Here is a 17,962-nt window from a genome sequence, read left to right as displayed (position 1 = left end):
TGTAGATTCGTATGAACGGAGGCCCTCGGAAACCTCCTCGTTCTCCTGTGGAAACGCGCGACACAGCCGCGTGACCTGGGACACAGCCGGAGCACGGTCCGGGGGCGGCGGGCATCGCCCACAGCCCGCCGAACAGGCGTTCCCCGCACCCCTTCCCTAGATCCACCATAGATTTCGAGACAAAGAACGGCGGCGACGAGAATGCGGCTGCGCGCACTGCTGGACACCGACGCGCTGGGCCTCAAGCTGCTCGGCGGCGAGGACGAGCTGGACCGCACCGTGCGGGGCGTGATGACCACCGACCTGCGTGACCCGAGCCGCTACCTCGCGGGCGGCGAACTGGTGCTCACCGGCCTGGCCTGGCGCCGGGGCGCGGGCGACTCGGAGCCGTTCGTCCGGATCCTGGTGCAGGCGGGCGTGACGGCGCTCGCCGCGGGCGAGGCCGAGCTCGGGGACGTGCCCGAGGACCTGGTCGTGGCCTGCGCCCGCCATCGTCTCCCGCTCTTCGCGGTGCACGAGTCGGTGGCCTTCGCGACGATCACCGAGCACGTCGTACGGCAGGTCTCCGGCGAGCGCGCCGGAGACCTCGCGGCGGTGGTCGACCGCCACCGCCGCATGATGACCGCGGGCCCGGCGGGCGGCGGCCCCGACGTGGTCCTGGACCTGCTCGGCACGGACCTGGACCTGCGGGCCTGGGTCCTCTCCCCCACCGGCCGCCTGATCGCGGGCTCGAAGGCGACGGGTCCCGCCCTGCCGGCCGAGACGTGCGCCCGGCTCGCCGGGGAGCACCTGGCCGCCACCCGGACGGGCCGCCGCGGTCCCCACCGCGTCGTCCTGGGCGCCACGACGTACTCCCTGTTCCCGGTCCGCTCCACGGGCCGTTCCCCGCAGTCGGCCCGGGACGTGCGCGAGACCGTCCTGGCGGACTGGCTGCTGGCCGTGGAGGCGGACGCCGGGGACTGGCCCGAGGAGCGCCTGGACCTGCTCTACGGCGTCACCCAGCTGATCGCGGTCGAACGCGACCGCCGCGACGCGGCCCGCACGGTCCGCCGCCGCCTGGCCCAGGAGGTCCTGGAACTGGTCCAGACGGGCGCGGCGCCCGCCGAGATCGCCGCCCGCCTGCGCGTGGCCGCGCCGGTGCTGCTGCCCGGTCTGGGCGCCGCGCCACACTGGCAGGTGGTCGTGGCCCGCGTCGACTGGGAGGGCGGGGAGATCGAGGGCGGACCGGTGGCACAGGCCCTGCTGGAGGAGGTCCTCGTCGATCCGGCGGTCGCGGGGCCGGAGCACTCCGACCGCATCGCGGTGGCCCACACGGGCGACGAGGCCATCGCCCTGGTCCCCCTACCGGCCGTCTCGACGGAGCACGACGGCTCGGAGACGGGCGTCCTCGCGGACACGCTCCTGGCATCGGTGCGGGACCCCCTCACGGCGGGCCTCGACGACGACGGCCGGCTCACCCTGGGTGTCAGCGCGGCCGTCCACTCGGCGGAGGGCCTGCGCGGAGCGCTGGAGGAGGCCCGCCACGCCAGGCGCGTCGCCGCCGCCCGGCCGGGCCGGGTCTGCGCGGCGGGTCACCAGGAACTGGCCTCGCACGTCCTGCTGCTGCCCTTCGTCCCGGACGACGTCCGCCGGGCCTTCACGGCCCGCCTCCTGGACCCCCTGCGCGACTACGACCGCCGCCATCGCGCAGAGCTGATCCCGACGCTGGAGGCCTTCCTCGACTGCGACGGCTCCTGGACCCGCTGCGCCGCCCGTCTGCACCTGCACGTCAACACGCTGCGCTACCGGGTCGGCCGAATCGAGCAGTTGACGAGCCGTGACCTGTCACGTCTCGAGGACAAGCTGGACTTCTTCCTCGCACTGCGCATGAGCTGATACGCGGGGTGTCCCGGCGGCAAACCCGGGGCACCCCCGAGTCCCACGACTTTGTGAAATCCTTCACCCACCCCCTTGGCCCGGCCCGCCGATTCATGCTGAGATGCCGCCACCACTCAACAGCTCGATGGCGTGCTCGGGGAGGGCAACGTGGCGCATACCGCCATGTCTGGTAACGGAACGACCGCCGGTGACGATCCCCTCCAGACCGCGGTATGGCGGCTGCGCTCCCGCGGGTGCTGGGCCGACGCGGCAGCCCTGCTCCTGCCGTCCACACCGGCGGCGGCGCTCCAGCGCGCGTCGCTGCTGGTGGAGCGGTGTCTGTACACGGAGCAGGGCTGGGAGGAGGCCGAGGACGCGCTGCGCACGGCCGAGGCGATGGCCCACAGCGACGACGAACGGGGCGCGGCCGCTTGTGAACGCGGGTACTTGGCCTACGCGGCGACTCTGCTCGCGGTACGGGACCGGGCCGACGAGGCACGGGCCGCGCTCGGCCGGGCGGCGGCGCTGGTCCCTCCGGGAGCTCCGGCGCGGGCTCTGCTCGACTTCCGGCGCGGGCTCCTGGCCGAGAACCTGACGAGCGCGCCCCAGGCCGCCCGCGCCGCGTACCGCCGCGCCCACGCGGGCGCGACGGCGCACTCCGACCCGCTGCTGCTGTCGTTCACCTGGCGTCACCTGGCCGGGCTCGCCCTGCGTGAAGGGGAGCTGGCGGAAGCGCGGCACGGATTCGCGGAGTCGCTGCGGATCCGGGAGGAGCTCGGCTATCTGGTGGGCACGGCACCGGCGTTGGTGTCCCTGGCCGACACGGAGACGGAGCCGGAGGCGTCCCGGCTGCGGGAGGAGGCCCGCCGGCTGTTCCGCCTGCTGGGGGGCGTACCGACCTGGCTGGCCCGCCAGTTGGCTCCGCCGGTACCGCCGGCTGCGACGGTTTGAGGGGGGTGCGGGGTACTCGGCGGTGTCGCCGAGGGCGGGGCGTTTCGAAGACGCGCACCCCCACGCGGCGCGGCCAGCCCGCCCCCACCACCGAGAAGGCCCGGCCCCCCAATCAAGAGAAGGCCCGGCCCCCGACCAGAGAAGGCGCGACACCGCCACTCAGCCCGCAGCAGCCGCCCCCGCGAAGTGCTCGCCCACCAGCGCCCGCACCACATCCAGGTCCCGGGCGACCAGCGCGTCCAGCAACGCCGTGTGCTCGTGCGCGTCCGCCAGCAGCTCGGCACGCCCCCGAGGTACCCGACCACCCCCGACCAGCGGCCACTGCGCCCTGCGGTGCAGGTCCTCCGCGATCTGGACCAGCTGCACGTTGCCCGACAGGGACAGCACGGCCCGGTGGAACCCCCGGTCGGACTCCGCGTAGGTCGCGCGGCAGCCCGAGGACGCCGCGCGGACCGTCGCATCGGCGAGAGGGCGCAGCTCGGCCCAGCGTTCGGCGGGCACGGTACGGGCCAGCCGCAGCATCACCGGGACTTCGATCAGCGCCCGGACCTCGGCCAGCTCGGCCAGTTCCCGCACACCTCGCTCGACCACCCGGAACCCACGGTTCGGCACGACCTCGACGGCCCCCTCGAGGGCCAGTTGCTGCATGGCCTCCCGGACCGGCGTCGCCGACACCCCGAACCGCTCGCCCAGCACCGGCGCCGAGTACACCTCTCCGGGCCGCAGGTCCCCCGCCACCAGCGCGGCACGCAGCGCGTCGAGGATCTGCCCGCGCACCGAGGCCCGCTGGACCACCGGCCGCACCCGCGGGGCTACCGGCGCGGGCGGCTCACTGTGGGTGTGCTCGCCCCGCACCGTCCCGGCCTGCCGCGGCATCCGCGCCTGCTCCGCCGACCCCACCGGACCACCCGGCCCGCCCGACGTGGCCGGCCCGCCCGGCGCGGCCGCTCCCGCCGCTGCCCACGGAGTCCCCGTTTCCGCGGAGCCCTGCGCTCCCTGCCTCACGGGTCCTCCTCCGGACGTGTCGGTACTTGGGGTCATTACGGCGGGTTGTTACTCGTCCGTCAAGCACCATAAGCGTCCGGGCCCCGAGTTCAAATCCTCGTTCGACGCCCCGAGATCTTGAGTAAGGTTAGGCTTACCTTCAAGAACCCGTTCTCACCCGACGGATCGGTGATCACATGCCTGCGCCCCTTTCGGCCGTCTCCGGCGCCTACGCCCGCCTGGCCGAGGTCCTCCCGGGGCTCGCCGTCACCGAACTGGACGCAGCGCACGAGGCCCCGCACGGCCGCGGCTGGACCACGGCCGCCGACCTCGCGGCCGCCGGTCCCGCCCTCGACCGCTTCCTGGCGTGGGACGTGGACCAGATCCAGCGGGACTACGGCACGCGGGCCCGCCCCGACGTCGTCGCCGGCTTCGGCCTGCACCGCTACGCCTGGCCCGCCTGCCTCCTGATCACCGTGCCGTGGTTCCTGCACCGCCGGGTCCCCCGCTACCCCGTGACCCATGTCTCCTACGACCGCACCGCCCCGGGCCACGCCCTCGGGCACCTGGCCGTCCGCCCCGCCGGCTTCGCCTGCCTGCCCGGCGACGAGGCGGCCGCGTTGCCGGGCGCCCGGGTCGTCCCCGACGAGGAGGCGCTACGGGCGGAGGTACGGGCCGCGGTCGCCGAGCACCTGGAACCGGTACTGACCGGTTTCGGCCCCCGGATGCGGCGCCGCGGGCGCGCCCTGTGGGGTATGGCGACCGACGAGATCGTCGAAGGGCTGTGGTACATCGCCCAGCTGCTCGGCGAGATCGAGGAGCGGCGTGCGATGCGCGAGCTGGAGCTGCTCCTGCCGGGCGCGACCAAGCCGTACGTCGGCACGGCGGCGTTCCGGGAGCTGACCGGCCCGGGCGGCGAGCCGCTGCTCACCCGGGACCGCGCGAGCTGCTGCATGTTCTACACGCTGCGCCCGGAGGACACCTGCGCCACCTGCCCGCGCACCTGCGACACGGACCGCGTCACCAAGCTGCTGGCGACGGCCGGTTGAGGCAGGGGCGGGGTCCGCCTCCTCCGCCGCCCCGTAAGATCACCGCTCCGTAAGATCACCGCTCCGTAAGATCACCGCGAGATCGGGCACCCACGTAACCACAGGCGATTCACGTCATCCCCACGTGTCACGGGAACTTTCCGGAGAACCACTCGTACGGGTAGTCTTGTTCGAACTCAACTCCCGAGCCTCAAGCGGCAGTTCGAGCAGAACGCCGCCTTGGGCATTCCCTTGCACTTCCTTGGCGGCCTCTTGCCCCGAAACCCCCTGAGGGTCGATGGGATTGGGCCACTATGGCGGGCGTTACGCCCTATCCCAATGCAAGGGACCACCCAGATGAGACTGACCGACATATCGCTGAACTGGCTGCTTCCGGGCGCCGTGCTTCTCCTGGGCATGCTGGCGGCGGTGGCGGTGCTCGCGCGCGGCAAGCGCTCCTCGGTCAAGGACACGAGCGCGGACGACTCCTGGGAGCGCAGCGAGGAACGCCGCAGACGCAAGGAAGCCCTCTACGGCACCCTCTCCTATCTCCTCCTCTTCTGCTGTGCGGCCGTCGCCGCCCTGCTCTCCTTCCACGGCCTGGTCGGCTTCGGCGAGCAGAATCTCGGACTGTCCGGCGGCTGGCAGTACCTCGTCCCGTTCGGCCTGGACGGCGCGGCGATGTTCTGCTCCGTCCTCGCGGTGCGCGAGGCCAGCCACGGTGACGCGGCGCTCGGCTCCCGGATACTGGTCTGGACGTTCGCCTTCGCCGCGGCGTGGTTCAACTGGGTGCACGCGCCCCGCGGCATCGGCCACGCGGGTGCCCCCCACTTCTTCGCGGGCATGTCCCTGTCGGCGGCGGTCCTCTTCGACCGCGCGCTGAAGCAGACCCGCCGTGCGGCCCTGCGGGAGCAGGGTCTCGTGCCCCGTCCGCTGCCGCAGATCCGGATGGTGCGCTGGCTGCGGGCCCCCCGCGAGACCTACCGCGCCTGGTCGCTGATGCTCCTCGAAGGTGTGCGCAGCCTGGACGAGGCGGTCGACGAGGTGCGCGACGACAGGCGCAAGAAGGAAGAGACCCGGCAGCGGCGGCGCGACCAGCAGCGCGTGGAGCGGGCCCAGCTGAAGGCGCTCAGCCGCGGTCACCGCGGTCACTTCGGCCGGGGTGGCGGACGTGAGCTGGAGGTGCAGGTGGAGCGCGGCTCCTCGCAGGTCTCCGCGGAGCCTGCCATATCCGCGCCGGAGCCCCTGCCCGTCCGCTCGCGTCCCTCCCTTCAGCCGGTGCGCAAAGGAGCTGACCCGGTGACCGTCGACCTCACCGCGGAGGACGACACCATGGCGCTGCCCCGTCTGGACTCCCTGGAGCGCAAGCTCAAGGACCTCGAGCAGCAGTTCGGTTAGCCGAGCCGCAGCACAGCGGCGAAGGGGCGTGGCCTGCGGGCCGCGCCCCTTCGGCGTTCACGCCGCGCCGGCCCCCAGCTCGAACCAGACGGCCTTGCCCACGCCGTGCGGCCGGACACCCCAGGCGTCCGCGAGGGACTGCACCAGGAACAGGCCCCTGCCGTTCGTGCCCTCGTCGGCGACCGGTGCGCGCAGTCGGGGTCTGCGGGCGACGAAGTCCCGGACTTCCACCCGCAGTCCGCGGGGTCCGACGGTGGCCGTGAGGACCGCGTCGTGGTCGGTGTGGACGATCGCGTTGGTGACGAGCTCGCTGGTGAGCAGTTCCGCCACGTCGGACTGCCCTTGCTTCCCCCACTGGCCGAGCAGCTCCCGCAGGGCCCTACGGGCTTCCGGGACGGCCCGCAGGTCCGCCCGTCCGAGTCGGCGCCTCAACTGCGGCGCCCGATCGTGTTCCGTGACATCGTCGGTCCTGTCCTCCACCGTCTTCGCCGAGAAGCCCCTGATCGCTATGGGACCGCCTCGTCGTGCCTGCCTCTCCATGACCCCCGCCCGCGCGCCGATGTCGGTTCCCCTCCTGCTCGAACACGTTCACGGGGATCCATGCCCCATCGGAAACGCGGCAGTCATGTCGAATCGTCAACGACCGGGTGTTCGGCCACCGGAACGCGGCGGATGGCCCGGGCGGCGGGTCGCCGAGCGGTACGGCGATGGAGGGCAGGGGGACAAGAGGGTAGCCGGTCATCGTCCCCGGACGGATCCTGACCGCCGGAGATCGGACGATGGGCCGACGGCCGGCTGCCGATCCCTGCGTACACGGTGAAGGGCCGGGGCGACCGGCCCCCTGCGGGGCGCTCCGGTGAAGTTGGCCGAAGTACGACGGTCTTGACGGGCACCGCGACCGGTACGGGGCCGTCCTCCCCACCCCCGTGGCGGGAGGACGGCCCCGGTCTTCCGTCGGGCGCGGTCAGTACAGCTTGTCGACTGCGGTGGTCGTCGTCTTCTTGAAGGCTCCGACGGGGGCGTCGTCGAAGTCGCCCATCTGCCCCCACCGCACGACGGTGACCGTCCTGCCGTCGCGCCCGACGGACAGCAGCGAGATGTCCGTGGCGCCCCACGACGTCTCGGTGTGCAGGCCGCGGACGCGGGCGCCCTCCTCGACCGGCAGGGTGCCGTAGTCCCGGCCCTCGGCCTCGACGTCGGGGTCGTTCTTCTCGATGCGGTCCGCGCAGGTGCGGATCAGGTCGTCGTAGTGCTTCGCCAGGGCCTTGGCCAGGGCGGTCGTGTCCGCCACGACGGTCAACTGCACGGCGTTGGCGTCCAGGTCGGTCCGGAACTCCCGGTGCCGGTAGTCGTAGGAGGGCACGCCCTCCGTGCTCACGCAGGAGCCGAGTCCCTCCGGGAACCCTTCGGTGACCGGGCCGGCCGTCCAGGCCGAGGCCGGGTGCGGCGGCAGCTGGGACGCCGACAGGAACTTCGGTGCGGCGGCCTTCGGCGCGGCACCGGCGGCCGGTGCCGTGAGGACCGTGCCCGCCGCGAGGGCGGCGACGGTGAGTGCGGTGAGCGCGCTCGCTCGGATGTGCTTGGGCATGGGTGTCCCCCGTGGTGAATGCGTGGATGTCGGATGCCGCCCCGAGGCCGGCTGGTCGGCCCGGACCTGGTCGGTGCGACACCAAGAGCATCAGCGGTCCCACCGGGCGGATGCAACAGCCCGCATCGGATCGGCCCCGGTGGAACCATCCCAGCCCATCTGACGTGCAGGTACATGGGGTGCCTGGGATGCCGTTCCGGGCCGGGTCGGACCTATGAGACGGGGGAACGGTGTCGGCACAGGACGACGTCGACGGCGTCAGGGAGTTCGCGGCGCTGCTGAGGACGTTCAAGGAACGCACGGACCGCAGTTACGGTTCGCTGGCCCGCCGCCTGGCCATGAACACCTCGACCCTGCACCGCTACTGCGCGGGCGACGCGGTCCCGGTCGACTTCGCCCCCGTGGAGCGCTTCGCCGCCCTGTGCGGGGCGTCCGCGGAGGAACGCCTGGAGCTCCACCGCCGCTGGCTCCTCGCAGTGGCGGCCCGTCAGCGACCGCGGGGGGCGGCAGCGGACGGCTCGACGGGGGAGGCGGACCCGGCGCGCGACCAGGGGGGCACGGCCGCAGGCGCGGCTCGGGACACAGGCGCCCCGGAGGAGGTGGCAGGTGTCGCAGAGCTCGGCTTCAGCGGCCTGCCCGCCACCACCGACGTGGAGCCGGTGGTTCTGCCGGCCGGCGAAGGTGCGCTCCCCCGTCGCCCCTGGTACCGCCGCAGGCGCCTCGCGGTCGGGCTGGCCGCCGCCTGTGCCGTGTTCGCGACGCTCGGGAGTCTGGCCGCGCTGCCGGACGGGCGGCGTGCGGCCGCCGACGACGGTGCCCGCGAGACGGGTCCGGTCACACCCGGGGCGACGGAAACCGGGGCACCCGGGCGGGGCGGTGCCTCCCGCTCGCCGAGCGCCTCCCCCACCCCCGAGGGTTCCTCGCCCTCCGCCGACCCGAAAGAGAAGGGAAAGCGGGAGGAGAAGGAGAGGGGGAGGCCCGCACCCGCGCCCTCCGGCCGCACCACCGCCCCGCCGCAGAGCGGGGCGGACCCGGCCGCACCGCTCACCTGGTCCGCGGACTCCCAGGCGTGGCAGCTCGGCTGCGGTCACGACTACGTGATCACCAGACCGCCGGCCCAGGTCCCGCCGCCACCGGTCCCGCAGGACGCCGGGGCGTGGGCGGCGTCCGAGAACGCGGTGCACGGCGGCGAGACGCTCGTGCGGCTGTCCGTGCAGGGGCGGAGCGACGCGGCCGTCGTGCTGACCGCCCTGCGTGTGCGCGTGGTGGGGCGCGCGGCACCCGTCCAGGGCAACGCCTACGCCATGGACCAGGGCTGCGGCGGTTCGCTCACCCCGCGGTCCTTCGACGTGGACCTGGACAAGAACCGCCCCATCGCCCGCGCGGTCGCCGGGAGCGACGCCGGCACGCCGATCCCGGCGGTGAGCATGCCGTACCGCGTCTCGGCGCAGGACCCCGAGGTGCTGCTGGTCAACGCACGGACGCGGGGCTGCGACTGCCGTTGGTATCTGGAGCTGGACTGGTCCTCCCAGGGCCGCAGCGGCACGGTCCGCATCGACGACGGCGGCCGCCCGTTCCGCACCAGCGGCATCGCGGGGTTGCCCCGCTACCTGTACGACACCTCGGCACGCCAGTGGAAGCCGTACCGCTAGGTCGTGTCCGCAAAGTGTTCGGTGCGTTGGTCTGTTCGTGGTGCGTCGTCACGGCGTCACCGGTTCCGCGGCCTGCAGTCATAAGCTGATACTTATCAACCGGCGGGAATTATGTCTGATCACGGCCACTGACAACGGTGCGCTCGGGCTGAAAGTATCCGAGCACCGCACCGAGAGGACTGACAGAGGGTGGAAACACCATCTCTTTCACAGTTTCTCATTCGGGCATCGCGTGATCGAAAAGGAGATGTCTTGCCCGCCATTCGGAAGACCATGCTCACGGTTGCGGCTCTGGCCGGAATCGTCATCACCACCCAGCCGGCCTTCGCCCAGCCCCAGGCGAGCGGCAGCTGGCGCGCCTACAGCGAGACCAACTACGAGGGCCCGGACACGACGTTCTCCGGGGAGGTCGGTGCATGTAAGTACGTCGGCGACAACTGGAACGACAAGACCCGGTCCGCCAAGTCGTCGAGCGCCACCACCAGGGTGGAGTTGTGGGACAACTCCGACTGCACCGGTGGCTCGATCGTCATCGACGGATCCGGCTACTACGCCATCGGTGCGTGGGTCAGCGGCTACCGGGTCACGAACGTCTAGCGGGAACGCCACGGGGGGCGGTCCGCCGGCGAAGTCGGCTGACCGTCGCCACCTCCGGCCTCCCGCTCACCGGCCGCCCGCTTCCTGGAGTCCGCAGCTGCGGGTGGCGCTGCGGGCGGCTTGCCGGATGGCGGTGATGGCGGGCTCGTCACGGCGCTCGGCGAGCCAGGCCAGGGCCGACGTGCAGGGCGGCAGGTCCCTGACATCGACGTAGCGAACGCCTGGACGGGGAAACAGGTCACGGGCCGCGGCCGGCAGGAAGGCCATGGCTTCCCCCCGGGCCACGGTGTGCAGCAGCGTCTCCATGTCCGTGACGACGGGCCCGTACCGCACGGGGCTGCCGTCAGGGCGGGGATCGACGGCCCAGAACTCCCTCCAGGCGCGCGGCACCTGCGCGGGCCAGTCGACCACGGGGTGGCCGGCGAACTGGGCGAGAGCGCTGTCGGCCGGCCGGGCCAGGGGATCGTCGGCCGGAAGACACGCCACCCGGGGCTCGGTGGCCAGATGCTGTTGCTCGATGCCCTCCGGCACAGGAGGGCGTCCGAACACCACGTCGACTTCCTTGTCCTGCAGGGCGGCAGCGAACCGGTAGGCGTCCAGGGTGACCATGTGCACCGTCAGCAGCGGGTGGCCTTCCTCCTGCAGGGCCCGCAGCACGGCGTGCGTATGAGGCATGGCGGCCTCTGCTCCGACGGTCCCCACAACGAGCCGGCCCGAGACCCGACGCACCTGCGAGTCGGCGGTGCGGCGCAGCTGAACCATGGCGTCGACCGCCGCCCTGGCCGCGGGGAGCAGCGTCCGCCCGGCGTCTGTCAGATCGACCATCCGGTTGGTGCGCTCGAACAAGCGCACCCCCAGGCGTTTCTCCAGGCCACGGATCTGCTGGCTCAACGCGGATTGGGTGATGAAAAGAGAGGCGGCAGCGCGCCCGAAATGGCGCATTTCCCCGAGAACGATGAACAAGCGTAATTGGTGAATGCTGGGCTCAGCCTCACTACCAGTCATCGACACAACACCGAACCAGCGAAACGAAGGAGACAGGGAAAGTGAAGAAGCGTATGTGGGGGTCGCTGCTGGCGGCCGCTTTCACCAGCATTCTGGTCACCGCGCCGACGGCGTCGGCGGCACCCGACCCGGAAGGCTGCAGCAAGGGCAATTTCTGTGTGTACAGCAACGCCAATTTCACGGGGCTGGTGCTGCGCAGCGGCGGCGACTGGTCCGGAAGCGTTCCGTTCCGCTCCATTTTCAACAACGGCGTGCCCTATCCGGGTCTGGACCACATCGAGGTCCACTGGCACTGGGCGGGGGACACGACCCGGGTCCAGTGCCTGCACTACAACCCCGACCCGAATGGCCACTCGATGGTCGCGGACTATCCGGGAGCCCAGGCCTACGTCACGAAGGTGCGGTGGCGGGGCGAGTGCTGACGCCTCATCGGACCGGCCCTCCTCGCTCGGCATGGCGCTCCTTGCGGCTGGACTGGTGGGGGCGTGCTCACGCCCCCACCAGGCTAGGAGGATGCCGACCGGGCCGGTCCTGACAGATGTCAGGGTCAGGGCCGGGGCATGTTGCGCAGGTTGGAGCGGGCCATCTGCAGCATCCGGCCCACCCCGCCGTCCAGCACGATCTTCGAGGCGGACAGGGCGAACCCGGTCACCATCTCGGCCTTGATCTTCGGGGGGATGGACAGCGCGTTGGGGTCGGTGACGATGTCGACCAGCGCGGGTCCCTTGTGCTTGAAGGCGTCCTTCAGGGCCCCGGGGAGGTCCTTGGGCTTCTCGACACGCACCCCGTACGCACCGCAGGCACGGGCGACGGCTGCGAAGTCGGGGTTCTTGTTCGTGGTGCCGTACGACGGGAGGCCGGCGACCAGCATCTCCAACTCGACCATGCCGAGCGAGGAGTTGTTGAACAGTACGACCTTCACGGGCAGGTCGTACTGCACCAGCGTCAGGAAGTCGCCCATCAGCATGGAGAAGCCGCCGTCGCCGGACATCGACACGACCTGCCGCTTGCGGTCGGTGAACTGGGCGCCGATCGCCATGGGCAGCGCGTTGGCCATCGAGCCGTGGGAGAAGGAACCGATGACGCGGCGACGGCCGTTGGGTGAGATGTAGCGGGCGGCCCAGACGTTGCACATGCCGGTGTCGACGGTGAACACGGCGTCGTCGGATGCCACTTCGTCGAGCACGGACGCCACGTACTCGGGGTGGATCGGCGTGTGCTTCTCGACCTTGCGGGTGTACGCCTTGACCACCCCCTCCAGCGCGTCCGCGTGCTTCTTCAGCATCCGGTCGAGGAAGCGCCGGTTCTTCTTCTCCTTCACGCGAGGGATCAGGCAGCGCAGCGTCTCCCGTACGTCGCCCCACACCGCGAGGTCCAGTTTCGAGCGCCGGCCGAGGTGTTCGGGCCGGACGTCGACCTGGGCGATCTTCACGTCGTCGGGGAGGAAGGCGTTGTAGGGGAAGTCGGTGCCGAGCAGGATCAGCAGGTCGCACTCGTGGGTGGCCTCGTAGGCGGCGCCGTAGCCGAGCAGTCCGCTCATGCCGACGTCGAAGGGATTGTCGTACTGGATCCACTCCTTGCCGCGCAGTGCGTGCCCCACCGGGGACTTGACCTTCGCGGCGAACTCCATGACCTCGGCGTGCGCACCGGCGGTGCCGCTGCCGCAGAAGAGGGTGACCTTTCCGGCCTCGTCGATCATCTCGACGAGCCGGTCGATCTCGGCGTCGCCCGGGCGGACCGTCGGACGGGAGGTCACAAGGGCGGTCTCGGCGGCCTTCTCCGGGGCGGGCCGGTCGGCGATGTCGCCGGGCAGGGTGACGACGCTGACGCCGCTGCGGCCGACGGCGTTCTGGATGGCGGTCTGGAGCAGCCGCGGCATCTGCTGCGGGCTGGAGATCATCTCGCTGTAGTGGCTGCACTCGGCGAACAGCCGGTCGGGGTGGGTCTCCTGGAAGTAGCCGAGGCCGATCTCGCTGGACGGGATGTGCGAGGCGAGGGCGAGGACCGGGGCCATGGAGCGGTGGGCGTCGTAGAGACCGTTGATGAGGTGGAGGTTGCCGGGGCCGCAGGAGCCGGCGCAGGCGGCGAGCCCGCCGGTGATCTGCGCCTCGGCACTGGCGGCGAAGGCGGCGGTCTCCTCGTGCCGGACGTGGATCCAGTCGATGGCGGAGTTGCGGCGGACGGCGTCGACCACGGGGTTGAGGCTGTCGCCGACGACGCCGTAGAGGCGTTTGACTCCGGCGCGGGTCAGGATGTCGACGAACTGTTCCGCGACGTTCTGTTTGGCCATGGTTGTCGTCTGCCCCTTCGGTCTCCTGGGATCCCTCCGGGTTCCATCAAGTCACACGGGCAGCGCTCACGCCTCCCACACCGCGGCGGCCGTACGGTCGTCCGCATAACCCTTGACCCGTACTTGGGAATCGGCGAGGAACGCGGCGAGACCGGGCGGGTCGGGACGGGACCACCGCTCGGCGAGGTACTCGCCCAGTTCGGGCTCGCCGCGCAGGGGGTCGGCGAGGCCTCCGCTGCACATCAGGAGCGTGTCACCCGGGCGGGCGACGGACGTCCGGAAGCGGAAGGGCTCGCGGGGCGGCTCCGGGGCCGGTTCGTACGGGCTGGGCGGGGTCGGGATGCCCAGGTCCATGGTGAGCCGGTCACCCTCGGGGGTCTCGGAGGGCGGCGAACCGAAGCCCACGACGGGGTCGCCCTTGACCTCGGCGACCTGCGGCTCGATGTCCTGCCACTCCCCCTCCCGCAGCCGGAACAACCCGCCCGGTCCGACCCCGAAGAACACCCGCGTCCGGCACCCGGGGTCGGCCGGCAGCAGCAGGCAGCGCAGGCTGGCCGCGTACTGACCGGGGTCGACGCCCTGCTCGGAGGCGCTGGCCCGCAGCTTGCCGAGGCTGCGGTCGGTGAGCCGGTGCAGCCCGGACTTCAGGTCGCCGCGCCGGCCGTCCCTTATGTCCTCGACCAGCCGTGCGTGGCTGCGCCCGACGGCTCGACCGATCCAGTGACAGGCCTCGGCGGCGGCCCGGTGCGCCCCGGGCGCGGCCCGGGCGCCGGTCGCCATCGCCACCAGCAGGAGCGCGTGCTCCCCCGCGCCGAACCGGGCGGTGAGCAGCGCGTCCCGGCGGGGTTCTCCGCGATACCGCGCGGAGTCCCCCCGCAGGGAGACGGCCCGCACCGTACAGGCCCCGTACCGGGCACCGTCCAGCACGGTGTCCGCCACGAGATCGTCGAGATCGTCCGGATCGGCGGCCGGGAGAGCGGTGGGTTCGGCGTCGTACGTGGGCGGTCGTGTGCCGACGTGACCGCGGGACCGGGAGACGGGCGCGGGGCGCTCGATCCGGGGGATGTGCTCGTCGGGAGAGGGGTTGGTGGACCCGGTGGCGGGGGGCGCCGGGGCGGCCCCCGTATCCGGGTGGACCTCGGGGTCCGGCCAGATCGGAGGGGCCGTGGGAGGGGGCGGGACCCGGGGCGTCCCCGCGCCGGGAACGGTCGGCGCGGGCGGCTGCCCGGAGCTCTCCGAGGCCGAGGCGGAGGGGCCCGGGGGCTCGTCCGGGGGTGCCTGGGCGCAGGGCTGGTCGGCCCGCTGCGGTGGGCGCGCCGTGGCCGGGAAGCTCATCGGCCCGGTGGGGCCGGGCGGTGGTGGCTCCCAGGGCGCGCGTTGCGGAGGCCCGCCGTTCGGGCGGGGCGTGTCCGGCATGTCGTCGACCCCGGCCCGCGGCGCCGGGACCACCGGCTCCGCTCCGAAGCCCCGCCCCGCCGACCGCTGTGAAGAGCCCGACGGGTCCGAGGAACCCGGCCGGACCGAGGAGCCTGACCGCTCCGAAGAGCCCAGCCGGTCCGAGGAGCTCGGACGGTCCGAAGAGCCCGACCAGTCCGAGGAGCCCGACCGCTCCGAAGAGCCCAGCCGGTCCGAAGAGCTCGGACGGTCCGAAGAGCCCGACCAGTCCGAGGAGCCCGACCGCTCCGAAGAGCTCGGCCGGTCCGAAGAGCCCGGCTGGTCCGAGGGGTCGGTGCGCGTCTCTGTTCCGTCTCCCACCGCCCCCGACGCCGACGCGAACCGGTCGTCGAGGGAATCCCGAGCCGGTGTCGGGCCCGTGTCGTCGGTGGAGTCGTCGTACAACTCCCTCCACCAGTCGTCCTCGTGACCGGTGGGCCTTCCCCCCTGCTGGCTCATGCCCGTAATTGTCCACCGCACGAGCCGGATGAAAACGGGGCTTGTGGAAAAAACCGGCCCACTGAGGTGCGGTGAACGGCACGTCGAGTGAGTTGTAGAACGGTCATGCGAAAAACGGAGCCCGGCGCGGCGCGCGTGGCTGACCTGCGGGTCTGAGCCCCGGCCACGCTTCTGACCTGCGCGTTCTCCCGTTTTCCGGCAGTCTGGTCAGATGGGAGTGTGGGACCTCCTGCTCGTCGGGCTGGTCATCCTGCTCGGGCTGTGCGGAGTGCTGCTGCCTGCCATGCCGGGATCGTTGCTGGTGTGGGCAGCGGTCATGTGGTGGGCGCTGAAGGATCCGCAACCCGTCGCGTGGTGGGTGCTGGTCGGATCCACGGTCCTGCTGCTCGCCTCCCAGGCCGTCCGCTGGGCGCTCCCGCCCCGGCGGCTGCGTATGAACAGGACCACCCGTCGCATGCTGGCCTGCGCCGGGACCGGATCCGTCCTGGGCTTCGTCCTGGTGCCCGTCATCGGTTCGATCCCCGGCTTCCTGGGCGGTGTCTACCTCTTCGAACGGCTGCGCCTCGGCCGCCACACCGACGCGGTGGCCGCCCTGCGCACGGTCATGCGCGCGGGCGGCTCCGGCATCCTGACCGAACTGTTCACCTGCCAGCTGATAGCGGCGGCCTGGCTGGGCGCGGTCCTCTGGGGCTGAGCCGGCGGCCCTCACGCGGCCCCGCTGAGCCGGCGGCCCTCACGCGGCCCCTGAGCGGGGCCCCTGAGCGGGCAGCCCTCACGCGGGCAGCACCCCCTCGTGGGTCAGCAGCCGGATCTTGCGGTCCAGGCCGCCCGCATACCCGGTCAGCGCGCCGTCCGCCCCGATCACCCGGTGGCACGGGCGGACCACCAGCAGCGGGTTCGCCCCGATCGCACCGCCGACCGCCCGCACGGCGGCCCGGGGCGCTCCGATGCGCGCGGCGATCTCGCCGTACGTGGCCGTCGAGCCGTACGGGATGTCGTCCAGCGCGGCCCAGACCTTCTCGCGGAAGGCGGTGCCCTCGGTGCGCCAGGCCAGGCGGAACTCCTTCAGTTCCCCGGCGAAGTACGCGGCGAGCTGCTCCTCGGCCTCACGGAAGGGCCCGGCGTCGCGCCGCCAGTCGTCCCGCACCACGCGTCCGCCCTTCTGTCCGGGCACGGACAGGGAGGTCAGCTCGCCGGTCGGGGCGGCGGTCAGGAGCAGCGGCCCGAGGGGGCCCGGCACACTCGTCCAGTAGGTCGGGCAGGTCATCACCACTCCCACTCCCCTGCTGCGCGCAGGTGGTTCACGGCGTACGAGCGCCAGGGGCGCCAGCTGTCGGGGGCGTCAAGGCCCGGAGGGGCCACGTCCGGGTCGCCGAGGGCGCGGGTGCGGATCTCGGCGACGGTACGGGCGTCCAGACCGGGCACGGCCCGCAGGGCCTCCTGCGCGTCGTCCCGGTCGGCGCCCGGGTCCAGGCGTACGGCCTGGTCGGCGAGGGCGGCGGTGAGCGCGCCGAGGGTGCCGGCGGGCTCGGCCCCGGCCAGCACGGCCGGCTCGGGGAAGAGGTGGGTGAGGCTCCCGCAGGGGGCGTCGAGGGCCTTGCCGTAGCGGCGTACGAGTCGTTCCGCCTCCGTCCGGCCGGTCAGGGCGCGTACCGCGAGTTCCTCCGGGTCGGCGGTGCCCGGCGAGCGCAGCCCGGGCCGGGCTGCGACCAGGGGTGCCAGCCGCGGGTCGGACGCGAGGCGCTCGTCGACGGCGTAGGGGTCGGCGTCGAGGTCGAACAGCCGGCGCAGCCGCTGGACCGCGGTGGTCAGGTCGCGCGGGTCGGTGAGGTGCAGCCGGGCGTCGAGCCAGCCGCCCGGGTGGGCCCCGAGTCCGGTCCGGGCGGTTCCCGGGCGTTCGTCGACGGCGACGATGCCGGTGCCGTACGGGAGGCGGAGGGTGCGCCGGTAGGTGCGGGCGCCGGACGGTCCGCTCACCTCTTCGATGCCGGGCACGGCCTGCTGTTCCAGCAGGTCGAAGACGGGTCCGGCCCGGTAGGGGCCACGGTGGGCGAGCCGCAGCGGGATGCCGGCGTTCGGGGTCGGCGCGCGGCCCCCGCCGTTGCGCGGCGCGGTGGCGCGCAGTTCGCTCGGCGTCGACGCGTACACCGCCCGGATCGTGTCGTTGAACTGCCGCACGCTGGCGAAGCCCGACGCGAACGCGATCTCGGTGATGGGCAGCTCGGTGGTCTGCACGAGGACGCGCGCGGTGTGGGCCCGCTGGGCCCGGGCGAGGGCGACCGGACCGGCACCGAGTTCGGCGGTGAGCTGCCGCTGCACCTGCCGTGCGCTGTAGCCGAGGCGTCCGGCGAGCCCGGCGACGCCCTCCCGGTCGACGACCCCGTCGGCGATCAGCCGCACGGCCCGGCCCACCACGTCCGCGCGGACGTTCCACTCGGCGGAGCCGGGCACGGCGTCCGGGCGGCACCGCCGGCAGGCCCGGAAGCCCGAGCCCTGCGCGGCGGCGGCCGTGGCGAAGAACCGTACGTTGGCCCGCTTCGGGGTGACCGCGGGGCAGCTCGGCCGGCAGTAGATGCCGGTCGTCTCGACGGCGAAGAAGAACACGCCGTCGAAACGGGCGTCCCGGCTGCGTACGGCCTCGTACCTGGTGTCCTCGTCCGTTTCCTGCTCCATCACGGGTCCAGTCTCCACCGGCGGCCGGGCGGCCGCTGGCGGAAAT

16 protein-coding genes are annotated in these 17,962 nt (G+C 72.7%); 8 read left to right on the top strand and 8 right to left on the bottom strand.

Translation table 11 applies throughout. The features are described 5' to 3' along the window. Positions 1-201 precede the first annotated feature (201 nt). On the top strand, positions 202-1,875 hold the full coding sequence (locus ACFY5B_RS08425; RefSeq protein WP_389966332.1) for a PucR family transcriptional regulator: 1,674 nt from the start codon (positions 202-204) through the stop codon (positions 1,873-1,875). Between the two features lie 165 nt (positions 1,876-2,040). Continuing rightward, on the top strand, positions 2,041-2,808 hold the full coding sequence (locus ACFY5B_RS08420; RefSeq protein ID WP_389966329.1) for a hypothetical protein: 768 nt from the start codon (positions 2,041-2,043) through the stop codon (positions 2,806-2,808). Between the two features lie 159 nt (positions 2,809-2,967). Here ACFY5B_RS08420 and ACFY5B_RS08415 read toward each other — a convergent pair whose 3' ends face one another. After that, positions 2,968-3,813: a GntR family transcriptional regulator gene (locus tag ACFY5B_RS08415; protein ID WP_389966326.1), complete on the bottom strand. Its 846-nt coding sequence runs from the start codon at positions 3,811-3,813 to the stop codon at positions 2,968-2,970. A gap of 176 nt (positions 3,814-3,989) precedes the next feature. Here ACFY5B_RS08415 and ACFY5B_RS08410 point away from each other — a divergent pair, with 176 nt between their 5' ends. Next, complete coding sequence (locus ACFY5B_RS08410) at positions 3,990-4,841, top strand: (2Fe-2S)-binding protein (RefSeq protein WP_389966323.1); 852 nt, start codon at positions 3,990-3,992, stop codon at positions 4,839-4,841. 336 nt (positions 4,842-5,177) lie between these two features. Continuing rightward, complete coding sequence (locus tag ACFY5B_RS08405) at positions 5,178-6,218, top strand: DUF2637 domain-containing protein (RefSeq protein ID WP_361879793.1); 1,041 nt, start codon at positions 5,178-5,180, stop codon at positions 6,216-6,218. Positions 6,219-6,275: 57 nt separating this feature from the next. On the opposite strand, the gene ACFY5B_RS08400 is transcribed toward ACFY5B_RS08405, so the two are convergent. Together ACFY5B_RS08400 and ACFY5B_RS08395 are read right to left on the bottom strand one after the other, a co-directional pair. Continuing rightward, entirely contained in the window at positions 6,276-6,758 is a 483-nt protein-coding gene (locus ACFY5B_RS08400; protein ID WP_389966319.1) for an ATP-binding protein, read from the bottom strand. Between the two features lie 424 nt (positions 6,759-7,182). Then, positions 7,183-7,806, bottom strand: coding sequence for a hypothetical protein (locus ACFY5B_RS08395; protein WP_389966317.1), 624 nt, complete (start codon positions 7,804-7,806; stop codon positions 7,183-7,185). A 230-nt stretch (positions 7,807-8,036) separates the two neighbouring features. Here ACFY5B_RS08395 and ACFY5B_RS08390 point away from each other — a divergent pair, with 230 nt between their 5' ends. Further along, positions 8,037-9,458, top strand: coding sequence for a helix-turn-helix domain-containing protein (locus ACFY5B_RS08390; RefSeq protein ID WP_389966314.1), 1,422 nt, complete (start codon positions 8,037-8,039; stop codon positions 9,456-9,458). A gap of 252 nt (positions 9,459-9,710) precedes the next feature. Then, positions 9,711-10,055 carry a peptidase inhibitor family I36 protein gene (locus ACFY5B_RS08385; protein WP_389966311.1) on the top strand — a complete coding sequence of 115 codons (345 nt, stop codon included), beginning with the start codon at positions 9,711-9,713 and terminating at the stop codon, positions 10,053-10,055. Positions 10,056-10,121: 66 nt separating this feature from the next. Here the strand turns inward: ACFY5B_RS08385 and ACFY5B_RS08380 are convergent, their stop codons facing one another. Next, a complete protein-coding gene (locus ACFY5B_RS08380; RefSeq protein WP_389966480.1) occupies positions 10,122-11,060 on the bottom strand; it encodes a LysR family transcriptional regulator in 939 nt (312 codons plus the stop codon). A gap of 41 nt (positions 11,061-11,101) precedes the next feature. On the opposite strand from ACFY5B_RS08380, the gene ACFY5B_RS08375 reads away from it, so the two are divergent. Continuing rightward, entirely contained in the window at positions 11,102-11,482 is a 381-nt protein-coding gene (locus ACFY5B_RS08375; protein ID WP_389966308.1) for a peptidase inhibitor family I36 protein, read from the top strand. 125 nt (positions 11,483-11,607) lie between these two features. On the opposite strand, the gene ACFY5B_RS08370 is transcribed toward ACFY5B_RS08375, so the two are convergent. Next, positions 11,608-13,350, bottom strand: a complete 1,743-nt coding sequence (locus ACFY5B_RS08370; protein WP_389966306.1) for a pyruvate dehydrogenase — start codon at positions 13,348-13,350, stop codon at positions 11,608-11,610. A 66-nt stretch (positions 13,351-13,416) separates the two neighbouring features. Continuing rightward, entirely contained in the window at positions 13,417-15,243 is a 1,827-nt protein-coding gene (locus ACFY5B_RS08365; protein ID WP_389966303.1) for a protein phosphatase 2C domain-containing protein, read from the bottom strand. Between the two features lie 211 nt (positions 15,244-15,454). Between ACFY5B_RS08365 and ACFY5B_RS08360 the strand changes: the two genes are divergently transcribed. Next, positions 15,455-15,937 (top strand): DUF456 domain-containing protein, encoded by a 483-nt coding sequence (locus ACFY5B_RS08360; protein WP_389966300.1) that lies wholly within the window; start codon positions 15,455-15,457, stop codon positions 15,935-15,937. A gap of 78 nt (positions 15,938-16,015) precedes the next feature. Here ACFY5B_RS08360 and ACFY5B_RS08355 read toward each other — a convergent pair whose 3' ends face one another. Both ACFY5B_RS08355 and ACFY5B_RS08350 read right to left on the bottom strand, forming a co-directional pair. Next, the gene (locus tag ACFY5B_RS08355; protein WP_389966298.1) at positions 16,016-16,510 is read right to left on the bottom strand and encodes a methylated-DNA--[protein]-cysteine S-methyltransferase; all 495 of its coding nucleotides are present in this window, start codon (positions 16,508-16,510) and stop codon (positions 16,016-16,018) included. Continuing rightward, positions 16,510-17,916 (bottom strand): DNA-3-methyladenine glycosylase 2 family protein, encoded by a 1,407-nt coding sequence (locus tag ACFY5B_RS08350; RefSeq protein ID WP_389966477.1) that lies wholly within the window; start codon positions 17,914-17,916, stop codon positions 16,510-16,512. Before ACFY5B_RS08350 ends, ACFY5B_RS08355 begins: the two co-directional genes overlap by 1 nt. Between the last annotated feature and the right edge of the window lie 46 nt (positions 17,917-17,962).

It is taken from the genome of Streptomyces sp. NPDC013187, assembly GCF_042899705.1.
Taxonomy (GTDB): domain Bacteria; phylum Actinomycetota; class Actinomycetes; order Streptomycetales; family Streptomycetaceae; genus Streptomyces; species Streptomyces hawaiiensis_A.
Note: the sequence above shows the minus strand (reverse complement) of the source record. Positions and strands in the feature narration are given on the sequence as shown.

Bases quoted from the DNA above. Each gene is read 5' to 3' on its own strand.
- ACFY5B_RS08360 (WP_389966300.1), top strand. From the start codon at position 15,455: ATGGGAGTGTGGGACCTCCTGCTCGTCGGGCTGGTCATCCTGCTCGGG.
- ACFY5B_RS08410 (WP_389966323.1), top strand. From the start codon at position 3,990: ATGCCTGCGCCCCTTTCGGCCGTCTCCGGCGCCTACGCCCGCCTGGCC.
- ACFY5B_RS08370 (WP_389966306.1), bottom strand. From the start codon at position 13,350: ATGGCCAAACAGAACGTCGCGGAACAGTTCGTCGACATCCTGACCCGC.
- ACFY5B_RS08425 (WP_389966332.1), top strand. From the start codon at position 202: ATGCGGCTGCGCGCACTGCTGGACACCGACGCGCTGGGCCTCAAGCTG.
- ACFY5B_RS08350 (WP_389966477.1), bottom strand. From the start codon at position 17,916: ATGGAGCAGGAAACGGACGAGGACACCAGGTACGAGGCCGTACGCAGC.
- ACFY5B_RS08365 (WP_389966303.1), bottom strand. From the start codon at position 15,243: ATGAGCCAGCAGGGGGGAAGGCCCACCGGTCACGAGGACGACTGGTGG.
- ACFY5B_RS08395 (WP_389966317.1), bottom strand. From the start codon at position 7,806: ATGCCCAAGCACATCCGAGCGAGCGCGCTCACCGCACTCACCGTCGCC.
- ACFY5B_RS08355 (WP_389966298.1), bottom strand. From the start codon at position 16,510: ATGACCTGCCCGACCTACTGGACGAGTGTGCCGGGCCCCCTCGGGCCG.
- ACFY5B_RS08380 (WP_389966480.1), bottom strand. From the start codon at position 11,060: ATGACTGGTAGTGAGGCTGAGCCCAGCATTCACCAATTACGCTTGTTC.
- ACFY5B_RS08420 (WP_389966329.1), top strand. From the start codon at position 2,041: ATGTCTGGTAACGGAACGACCGCCGGTGACGATCCCCTCCAGACCGCG.
- ACFY5B_RS08405 (WP_361879793.1), top strand. From the start codon at position 5,178: ATGAGACTGACCGACATATCGCTGAACTGGCTGCTTCCGGGCGCCGTG.
- ACFY5B_RS08400 (WP_389966319.1), bottom strand. From the start codon at position 6,758: ATGGAGAGGCAGGCACGACGAGGCGGTCCCATAGCGATCAGGGGCTTC.